Origin of the sequence: Dickeya dadantii NCPPB 898, from assembly GCF_000406145.1 — a bacterium.
GTDB classification, from domain to species: domain Bacteria; phylum Pseudomonadota; class Gammaproteobacteria; order Enterobacterales; family Enterobacteriaceae; genus Dickeya; species Dickeya dadantii.
This window is the reverse complement of sequence record NZ_CM001976.1, coordinates 980,479-990,504: the sequence shown is the minus strand read 5'-3', so window position 1 is coordinate 990,504 and position 10,026 is coordinate 980,479. Positions and strand designations below refer to the sequence as shown.

At 58.3% G+C, this 10,026-nt stretch carries 5 protein-coding genes; 1 reads left to right on the top strand and 4 read right to left on the bottom strand.

The window, feature by feature from the left end; genetic code table 11:
• On the bottom strand, positions 1–3,141 hold a 3,141-nt coding region (locus DDA898_RS04900), incomplete at its 3' end, for an Ig-like domain-containing protein (RefSeq protein ID WP_161624722.1).
• 284 nt (positions 3,142–3,425) lie between these two features.
• Complete coding sequence (locus DDA898_RS04895) at positions 3,426–3,821, bottom strand: winged helix-turn-helix transcriptional regulator (protein WP_013316671.1); 396 nt, start codon at positions 3,819–3,821, stop codon at positions 3,426–3,428.
• A 655-nt stretch (positions 3,822–4,476) separates the two neighbouring features.
• Between DDA898_RS04895 and DDA898_RS04890 the strand changes: the two genes are divergently transcribed.
• Complete coding sequence (locus DDA898_RS04890; protein WP_038910407.1) at positions 4,477–5,724, top strand: conjugal transfer protein TraF; 1,248 nt, start codon at positions 4,477–4,479, stop codon at positions 5,722–5,724.
• 66 nt (positions 5,725–5,790) lie between these two features.
• Here DDA898_RS04890 and DDA898_RS04885 read toward each other — a convergent pair whose 3' ends face one another.
• Both DDA898_RS04885 and DDA898_RS04880 read right to left on the bottom strand, forming a co-directional pair.
• Positions 5,791–8,856, bottom strand: coding sequence for an efflux RND transporter permease subunit (locus DDA898_RS04885; protein ID WP_038910405.1), 3,066 nt, complete (start codon positions 8,854–8,856; stop codon positions 5,791–5,793).
• The gene (locus DDA898_RS04880) at positions 8,856–10,001 is read right to left on the bottom strand and encodes an efflux RND transporter periplasmic adaptor subunit (RefSeq protein WP_081639217.1); all 1,146 of its coding nucleotides are present in this window, start codon (positions 9,999–10,001) and stop codon (positions 8,856–8,858) included. Before DDA898_RS04880 ends, DDA898_RS04885 begins: the two co-directional genes overlap by 1 nt.
• Positions 10,002–10,026: the final 25 nt, after the last annotated feature.

The following is a 10,026-nucleotide window of genomic DNA, read 5'->3' as shown; positions in this document are numbered from 1 at the left end:
AGCGTTAATCACCACGGTGCCGTTGCCGGCGGTAGCAGCAGTGACGGTTAACAGGTTGCCGTCCACATCGACGTCATTCGCCAGCACGTCGACGGTGACCGGGGTGTCTTCCGCTGTGATAGCGGTATCCGCGCCGGCCACCGGGGCGTCATTGACTGCAGTCACGGTAATGGTCAGGGTGCCCGTAGCCAATCCTCCCTGACTATTGCTGACGGTATAGGTCACCGTATCGGTGCCGTTGAAATTGGCATTCGGCGTGTAGGTCAGCGTACCGTCCGAATTAATGACTACAGTTCCATGCCCCGCAACAGCCCCTTGTATTGTCAAGGGCGAGCCGTTTGCACTGGTATCATTTGCCAACACATCCACCGTTACCGGCGTATCCTCCAATGTACTTGCGCTGTCTGGGTTTGCCGAAGGAGCACTATTCACCGGCGCGATTGTCACCGTTAACGTCCCCTGCGCTGTGCCGCCGGCACCATCGCTGACGGTATAAGTCACCGTATCGCTACCACTGTAATTCGTGTTGGGCGTATAGGTCAGGGTACCGTCAGCATTGATCACCACCGAGCCATGCCCGGCACTGGCGGCAGTGACCGTCAGGCTGTCGCCGTCCACATCGCTGTCGTTGGACAGCACATTGACCGTCACCGGGGTATTTTGACTGGTGGCTGCCATATCCGCCCCGGTAACCGGTGTATCATTCACAGCGGTAACCGTCACGGTCAGCATTCCTGTCGCCACGCCGCCGGCACCATCGCTGACGCTATAAGTCACGGTATCGGTGCCGTTAAAGTTGACATTGGGGATATAAGTCAGCGTGCCATCAGCGTTAATGGTGACGGAACCATGCCCAGCCGATGCGGAGGTCACCGTCAGACTGTCGCCGTCCACATCGCTGTCGTTCGCCAGCACATTCACCGTCACCGGGGTGTCTTCCGCCGTGGTCGCGGTGTCGTTCACCGCCACCGGCGCGTCATTGACCGGGGTGACGGTCACCGCCACCGTGGCCGTGGCGGTGCCGCCGTGGCCGTCGCTGACGGTATAGCTGATAGTGTCGCTGCCGTTGTAGTTGGCCGCCGGGGTATAGGTCAGGGTGCCGTTGGCGTTGATCACCACCGTGCCGTGGCCGGCGCTGGCGGCGGTGACCGTCAGGCTGTCGCCGTCCACATCGCTGTCGTTGGCCAGCACATTCACCGTCACCTGGGTGTCTTCCAGCGTGGTGGCGGTGTCGTTGGCCGCCACCGGCGCGTCATTGACCGGGGTGATGGTGACCGTTACCGTACCCGTCGCGCTGGCGCCCAATCCGTCACTGATCTTATAGGTAATGGTGTCGCTGCCGTTGTAGTTGGCCGCCGGCGTGTAGGTCAGCGTACCGTTGGCGTTGATCACCACCGTGCCGTGTCCGGCCGTCGCCGACGTCACGGTCAACGTATTACCATCAGCATCGGTGTCATTCGCCAGCACGTTCACCGTCACCGATGTATCTTCCGGCGTGGTAGCGCTGTCCGGGTTGGCGACCGGCGGCGTATTAATGTGGATGGTAACGGTGGTGGTTTCCGTGGTGCCATTACTGGTAACGGTATAGGTAAACGAATCATTACCCAGATAACCGCTATTGGGGGTGTAGACCGCGTTGCCGGTGCTATCAATCACCACCGTACCGTGTGATGGCGTGCTGTAAGACGTCACCCGCGCGTTGATATTTTCAAAAGTATCGTTCGCCATCACGTTGAAGCTGACCGGCGAGCTGACATTGGTGATGACGGAATCACTGACAATATCCGCCACCGGCGCAATGCCGATTGGCAACGTGGCGGTAATCGGTATCGCCAGCAAGGTGTCGGTTAACCCGATAGTAATGGTTACCGGACCGTTATAGTCCGCGTCCGGGGTATAGATCAGGCCATTCAGCGCGGCATTAATATCTGCAATATTACCCTGCATGGTGATGTTGCTGTCGTTGATGCCGTCGCCCTGGCTAAACGACAGATTGGCGGTCTGGGATAGCGTCAGCGACCCCAGCGGCACCGACAATGAGATCCTGGCGATGCTGCCGTCGAGGTCGCCAATGCTGATTTTGGTGCCCAGAACATTGGCGAAGACTATCGGCGTATCTTCATTGAACAGATTAACCAGCACTGGTAACGACAAGGTAGGCAAGCTATTGACCGTGACCGCCACCGTACCCGGCAGCAACGCCGACAGTCCTTTACTGTCCGCAATGGTATACGTGATGGTGTCGACGCCGAAATAACCGGCATTAGGGGTATAGGTCAGCGTGCTGTCGGCATTGACCGTGACCTTGCCAAATAGCGCGCTGGCTCCGGTTACCTTGATGGCATCGCCTTCCAGATCGATGTCGTTCGCGGTCACATTAATGATGGTCGAGCTATTTTGGCTCACCAGCGCCACATCGGCCACGGCGGTAGGCGCGGTGTTTATTCCCAACAACAGGTTGGCATGCCAGCCTGTCGGATTGATGGATTCGGTTTCGATACTGCCGACATGGCTTTCCAGCACCCAGTCGCCATCAACCCCGGTAATATCGGATGACGCCGCCACGTCCGAATCCAGCGATGACGACAGCGCGCTCAATAACTGTTGCCCGGCTTCATCCCCGACATTACAGCCATAAATTAAAACATCGGCGGAGCTGTTTAGAGATAAATTGATTTGCTCCAATATAGTTTGGTAGCTATCAATATTTTCCGCCGAGACTAGGCTATTCCCTAATTCAATCTGTCCACTATCACCGTGTGAAATAATATGAATCGCATCGACATTTTTATAATTAGAAAGAATATCAGCAATTTGATTCAACCCATCCTGATTACTATCCAGAATATAAACCGACGCATTGGCTGGTAATTGCGAGACCAGCGCGTCTTTATTTGGCAACGCGCCGTCAATAAAGAATACCTCGACGCGAGCGGGCGGCGTCTCGATCTGGCTAACAGCCTGAATTAAATCGGTATTGGTATGTTCCTGCGCCGTAGAATCGGCACTACCGTCATGGTTGGCGGCGTCTGGCTGGTCATTGGCGACCTGATCCGCCGTGGCAACAGCGGCGGCATCAAACATTAAACGGCGCTCAAGCACCATGCGGGTCGCGTTATACAGAGTTCGTTGCTGAGCCATAAGCATCACCGATATTGACAGGTTTGAGAAACAGGCAGCCGCCCCCTGCGCCAACCGGCAGGATATCCATGGCAAAAATCTGTTATTAATTTAAAAAATCAAACCTGGTGTAAAAATCGATAACGCTAAAATAGAAAAATGCGAAAGCATTAACTTAAAATTAAACACAGCTTTCTGGTTTTATCAACAATAAAACCGGTAGAAATCATTAGGCTGTGATCATTCACTCGCGCATAAAATATCGCTAAATGAAGGCGGAAATCCGGCATGATTCCCACCACATTTCAGGCAGAGGTTTTCCGCGATCGCGTCGTCCCCGACTCGCGCCAGTGTTCAGCGATGCGCGGCATGCTTTCTTCAATCCAGTCCACCAGCACCCGCACCTTCTCCGCGGCTTCTTTCCCCAGCGGGGTCAGGCTGTATTCCACGTGCGGCGGCACCACGTCATAAGCCACCCGGTTGATCAGACCGTCGCCTTCCAGAGATTGCAATGTCTGGGCCAGCATACGTTCGCTGACGCCATTGATCAGGCGGCGCAGTTCGCTGAAACGGAGCGTTTTCGATTCCAGCACAATCAGAATCAGGATGCCCCAACGGCTGGTGATGTGCTGTAGCACTTCGCGTGACGGGCAGGCTGCCACCAGCAAGTCACCGCGCTGAAATTTTTCAATTGTCCGCATACCTTACCCTTTGCCGCTCACTGAATCGCATTGCGCCTGTACGTTTCAGGGTAAGGAGGCCCCCTTAAATAAGCAATCGCTTTCGTGCGTCAATCTCTTCGGCCGCATCAGGCATCGACAAGCCGTATCAGCATAAAAGAATCTGATGGAATAGCGGTTGATTTAATGCCGCCGAATACGATTGTGGAAAAAGCAGTGAAAGAATCCGGATTACCGCAAAGTGAATATTCTTTTTATCTGATGGGGACTATGGTTTAAAAATAGACATAAGCTATTCAGCAATTCAAGAATTTCATTCCCTCAAATAAGATGAATTAAACCCCTTTATTCGCTCAATCAATAAACCCAATAAATTCAATCAATTAATTAATCACTATACCCCATCACACCGGAAACCGGGTAAAGGGCTATCGCCGCCGGAAATGAAAATGCTAGGCTGTGCCACTATTGTCGTAATGACACACCGAAAAGCAGTCTCAGTTTGACGCGAGATATTCATTCCTTTCAACCAAGGTCTGTTTTTGCTCAGCCTGCACAAGGGTGTCCTCTGGTTTTATTTATTTTAGTTACCGCGTTTATATCTATAAAAAAATTACGAGCACACAGCAAAAAGGAATTTTTTCCTCAATACCTTCGTTGATAAAGGAATGCTCGTATGCATAAAAAATCACTCGTCCGCGCCATGACGGTAGCGGGTCTGTTTTCTCCTGCCATAACCTTTGCCGCCGGAACCTGGTCGGATGCCAGGAACGATGCCATGGGCGGAACCGGGGTCGCTTCATCGCACTACGGCTCCGCCGCGCTGGCCAACCCGGCGCTGCTGACCAAAGCGCAAGCCAGCGACAACGTCAGCTTAATCCTGCCGTCGGTAGGCGTGGTGGTGTCCGACCCTGAAAAAGTCGAAGATAAGTTTGACCGCATCAAAAACAGTTGGGATAGCATCAAAGACGTGCTGAATTCCAGCAGCGGTATCACCAATCCGCTGCTGCGTCGGTTGGCGCTGCAACAGGGCATCTCCTCCTTCCAGTCGCTGAGAAGCGATCTGAATAGCATCAATGATGACCGTGCTTACGGCGATGCCGCCGCCGCTACCGTGGTGGCGGTTCCCAACGAAACGTTGCCTTTCGCCGTCGTCGTCAAAGGCTGGGGCGTGGCGAATGCCAAAGCCGTGGTGACCGACCGCGATCTGGCTTATCTGGATAGCGTGGCGGCGGGCACCACCATTCCGACGTCGGCCGACCTGAACAATTTCACCTCCCGGGCCGAGGGCGCAGGCGCGCTGGTGACCGAATACGGCGTAGCGATGGCGAAAGCGTTCAGCATCGCCGGTCAGCCGTTTTCCGTGGGTATCACCCCCAAACTGCAACGGATCGACACCTATAACTATATTGCGTCGATCAATAACTACAGTTCTTCTGATTTCCGCAATTCGGAATTCAAGAAATCCAGCTCCGGCGCCAACCTGGATCTCGGTTTCAGTACCGATCTGACCTCGCGCTGGAGCGCCGGGCTGGTGGCGCAGAACCTGATTGGCCGCCGCATCGACACCAAAGAGGTGCAGGGCATACAGCGAACCTTCCACCTTCGGCCGCAGGTCACCGCGGGCACCGCCTGGAGCACGGACGCACTGACGCTGGCCACCGATATCGACCTGACGCCCGCCAGCGGTTTTGATTCCGAGAAGAAAAACCAGTACGCCGGGGTGGGAGCGGAATACCGCGTGCTGTCCTGGGCGCAGTTGCGCGTCGGTTACCGCGCCAATATGCGCGACAGCGACAAGAATCTGGTTACCGCCGGTCTCGGTCTGTCGCCGTTTGGCGTACACCTTGACCTGACCGGCATGGTCGGCACCGAAAGCAAACACACCTACGGCGCCGCCGCCAAACTGAGCTTTACCTTCTGATCCTACGCCCCCGGCATCGTGACGGATGCCGGGGAACGGCTCGAATGATTCGTCCCCTTACCCGCGTTACCCCTGCGTTTTTCCGCGCGTTTCCCACTGCATCACCAGACTGATCGCCGCTGGCAACACCGTCAGCGTCAGCAGCGTAGCGACGATCAACCCACCGATGATGGCGTAGGCCATCGGCCCCCAGAATACCTGGGTAGCGATCGGGATCATCCCCAAAATCGCCGCCAGCGCGGTCAGCAAAATCGGGCGGGAGCGATGACGGGCGGCGTGGATAATCGCCTCGTTGATCGGCATGCCTGCGGCCGTGTTGGTGTCTACTTCGCTAATCAGGATCACCGCGTTACGGATGATCATCCCCGCCAGCGCGATCACCCCCAGCAGAGCGACGAAGCCCATCGGCGTGCCGGTCGGCAGCATCGCCGCCACTACGCCAATCAGCCCGAACGGCGCCATCAGCAGCGCCAGCATCATGCGCGAGAAACGCTGCAACTGCACCATCAGCAAAATCAGCATCACCAGCAACGTCACCGGCAGCACCTGATACACCGAATTGTTGCCTTTGTTGGACTCCGCCACCGACCCACCCTCTTCGATGTGGTAACCGGTCGGCAACGACGCCTGATAGGCCGCCACCTGCGGCGCCAGCGTGGCCGATAAGGTCTGGGCGCGCACGCCCGGCGCCAGGTCGGTCTGCACGGTGATAAAGGGCAGACGCTGCCGGCGCCAGATGATCGGCTCATCCACGCCGTACCCGACGGAAGCAATTTGCCCCAGCGGCACCCGCTGGCCGTTAGCGGCGCGCAGTTGCAGGCTGGCGACGGTATCCAGATTCTGACGCTCCTCATCCCGGGCGCGTACCACCACCGCCACCATCCGGTTGCGATCGCGTACGCTGGTCACGGCCGAGCCGGAGAAAATGGTCGCCAGCGCGCTGGCGACATCCTGCGAGCTGATGCCCACCGCCCGCGCTTCGGTCTGGTTGACGCCGACGCGGATAGCGCGTTCCGGTTCACCGGCGGTGAGGTTAACCTCGCGCGCATCAGGATTGTTGCCAATCAGCGTCGCCAGCCCGGTGGCGTACTCGCGTACCTTGTCGATATCCGGCCCGGTAACCCGGTACTTAAGCGGCCAGCCGACCGGCGGCCCCAGTTCCAACGGCGATACGCGGGTCACCAGGTGGCTGAAATCCTGCTGCACGCGTTTTTCCAGCCGGGCGCGCAGCGCATCCCGTTCTTTTAGCCCTTTCGCCACCACCACCAGTTGCGCGATGTTTTCATTCTGCAACAGCACATCCATCGGTAAATAGAACCGCACCGCGCCGGACCCGACATAGGTGGAGAAATGATCCAGGTCCGGATCGTTCTTCAGCGACTGCTCCAGCCGCACCACTTCCCGTTCGGTGGCCTCTTGCGTTGCATTACGCGGCAGCGTCAGGCTGACCAGCAGTTCCGGCCGGTCCGAGGCCGGGAAAAACTCGCCCTCCAGCCGACCGGCAGCCCATACCGCCAGCGCCAGCAGCGCCACCGATAACAACAGCGTGCGGCCGCGATAGCGCAGCGCCGTCGACAACAGACGGTCATAGGCCCGCGACAGGCGGCCGGCGTTGTGATCATGGGCCTTCATCGTCTTCGGCAGCAGCCAGACGCCAATCAGCGGCGAGAACAGCACCGCCACCACCCAGGAGCTGAGCAGCGAAATCAGCACCACAATAAACAGCGAATAACAGTACTCACCGGCGCTGGAGGCGGCAAATCCGACCGGAATGAAACCCGCTATCATCACCAGCGTGCCGGTCAGCATCGGAAACGCGGTGGTTTCGTAGGCGCGGGTGGCGGCCTGCTCGCGGGCCTCGCCCTTCTCCAGGCTGGACACCATCGCCTCTACCGTGATCATGGCGTCGTCCACCAGTAGCCCAAGCGCGATAATCAACGCGCCCAGCGAAATGCGCTGCAAGCCGATACCGGCTATCTCCATGCCGGTGAACGTCATCGCCAGCACAATCGGAATCGATGCGGCCACCACCAGCCCGGCGCGGCTGCCCAGCGAGACGAACGACACCGCCAGCACGATCACTACCGCTTCCAGCAGCACCTTAACAAAACCGCTCACCGAGGATTTCACCACCGATGACTGGTCCGCCACGTTGGTGACCTCAATGCCGTGCGGCAGCGATGCGCTAATCGTCGCTATTTTGCCGCGCAACGCCTGACCGAAATCCAGCATGTTGCCGGTCGGCGCCATGGAGATCGCCAGCCCGATGGCCGGCTGCCCATTGACGCGAAACGCCGGCGCCGGCGGCTCTGCCGCCTGACGGTGAACCGTGGCGATATCGGTCAGCGGGATAAAGCGACCGCCGATGCGCAGCGTCACCTGACGCAGGCTCTCTTCGGAAACAAACGCGCCGCTGACGCGCAGTTCCACCTTGTCGTTCGCCGTGCGAATAGTCCCGGTCGGACTGACGGCGTTTTGCGCCTGTAACGCCGCCGTCACCTGCTGTAGGTCCAGCCCCATGCCGGCCAGTTGTCGCGGGGAAAACGCCACCACGATGTGCTCTTCCTGCACGCCCAGCACATCAATTTTGCCGACATCCGACGTGGCAAGCAGTTCAGTGCGGATATCATCCACCTTGTCGCGCAGCTCGCGCGGCGAGTAGCCGTCGGCGGTAAAGCCATAAATCGTGCCGAAGGTATCGTCGAACTCGTCGTTAACCGCCGGTTCGCTCACCCCGTCGGGCAGACTGGGGGTAATGTCCTTCATCTTTTTGCGGACGGTGTACCAAATGCCCGGTACCTCGGATGGCGGCGTGCTGTCGCGCAGGTTGACGAAAATCACCGCTTCGCCGGGGCGGCTATAACTCTCGATAAAATCAAGGTAAGGGGTTTCCTGCAGTTTCTTTTCCAGCACATCGGTGACGAAACTGACGGTGTCCTGCACCGTGGCGCCCGGCCAACTGGCGGACACCACCGCGGTTTTGATGGTAAAGGCCGGGTCTTCGTTGCGCGGCAGGCGTTCGTAACTCATGACGCCCGCCGCCACGATCACCAGCATAAAAAAGGCCACCAGTTGCTGATGAGCCAGCGCCCAGGCAGAAAGATTCCACTTTTGCTTGAATCCGGATGACATTATTGCGCCTCCGCCAGGGTGACCTTCTCGCCGGCCCGCAGTTTACTCACGCCGGCGGTGACCACCTTATCGCCGGTGGACAGACCGTCGGCGACAACGATTTGCGAATCGCTGTAATGACGCAGGGTGATCGGTTGCAGCCGCAGCGTCTGCGTCTGCGGGTCGACCACAAACACCGCGGGGTTATCGCCCTGACGGGTCAGCGCCGACGCCGGCAGCGCAATGGCGGTACCACCGGGCAGCGTTACCTCACCCTGTACGGTGGCGCCTAGCACCATCTCTTTCGGCGGTTCAATCAGCGAGACGCGTACTCGCCAGGTGCGGGTTTCGGCATCGGCCAGCGGGCTGACGTCGCGCACATGCCCCTGGGTTTTGATAGCCGGGTTGGACAGCAGGGAAACCGTCACCAGCGGATCCGTCAGGCCGCTGGTAATCAGACGTTCGGAAACATTGAACACCGCGTCGCGGCCGGCAAACGTCGCCAGCCGTACCACTTCCTGACCAGCATTCACCACTTGACCGGGATTGGCGCTAACCGCGGTGATCACGCCGGCGACCGGCGCGGACAACCGGGTATATTCCAAACGATCCTGCGCGCTTTTGACGCTGGCCTGGGCGCTTTCACGTACGGATACCGCCGAGGCCCAGTTCGACTGCGCCTCATCCAACTGCGATCGGGCAATAGCACCGTTGGGCACCAGTTGCTTCATACGGTTAAGATTCTGTTCCGCCAGCCGTTCCGAGGCTGCTGCGCGGGTCAGATCGGCTTTGGCGCTCTGCAACTGGTTTTCGCTGTCGCGGGTATCCAGCGTGGCGATCACCTCGCCTGCCTTTACCACCGTCCCCACATCTACCGCGCGCGACACCACCCGCCCATCCAGACGAAACCCCAGCGCGGTCTCTTCCGCCGGGCGAATCTCCCCGACCTGCGACAGCACTTCACCGGTGGCTGACGGTTCGACGGTGACCGTGCGAACCGGACGCGGCGGTGCAGGCGCCGGTTCATTACTGGCGTCGTTGCAGCCAGACAACAGGCTTGTGACCAGCAACAGCAGCACGCCCAGCCCGCCGGCGCGAAAAATAGCGTTTCCCCCATGATGGGCTACGTGATGAAGGGCGCAAAAGGTGGATTCGGTATTCGTCATGATGGGCTTCCTGTTACTCACTGGT

What these genes read in the sequence shown, in the direction of transcription:
- DDA898_RS04895 (WP_013316671.1), bottom strand. Translation starts at nt 3,821, where the DNA reads ATGCGGACAATTGAAAAATTTCAGCGCGGTGACTTGCTGGTGGCAGCC.
- DDA898_RS04890 (WP_038910407.1), top strand. Translation starts at nt 4,477, where the DNA reads ATGCATAAAAAATCACTCGTCCGCGCCATGACGGTAGCGGGTCTGTTT.
- DDA898_RS04885 (WP_038910405.1), bottom strand. Translation starts at nt 8,856, where the DNA reads ATGTCATCCGGATTCAAGCAAAAGTGGAATCTTTCTGCCTGGGCGCTG.
- DDA898_RS04880 (WP_081639217.1), bottom strand. Translation starts at nt 10,001, where the DNA reads ATGACGAATACCGAATCCACCTTTTGCGCCCTTCATCACGTAGCCCAT.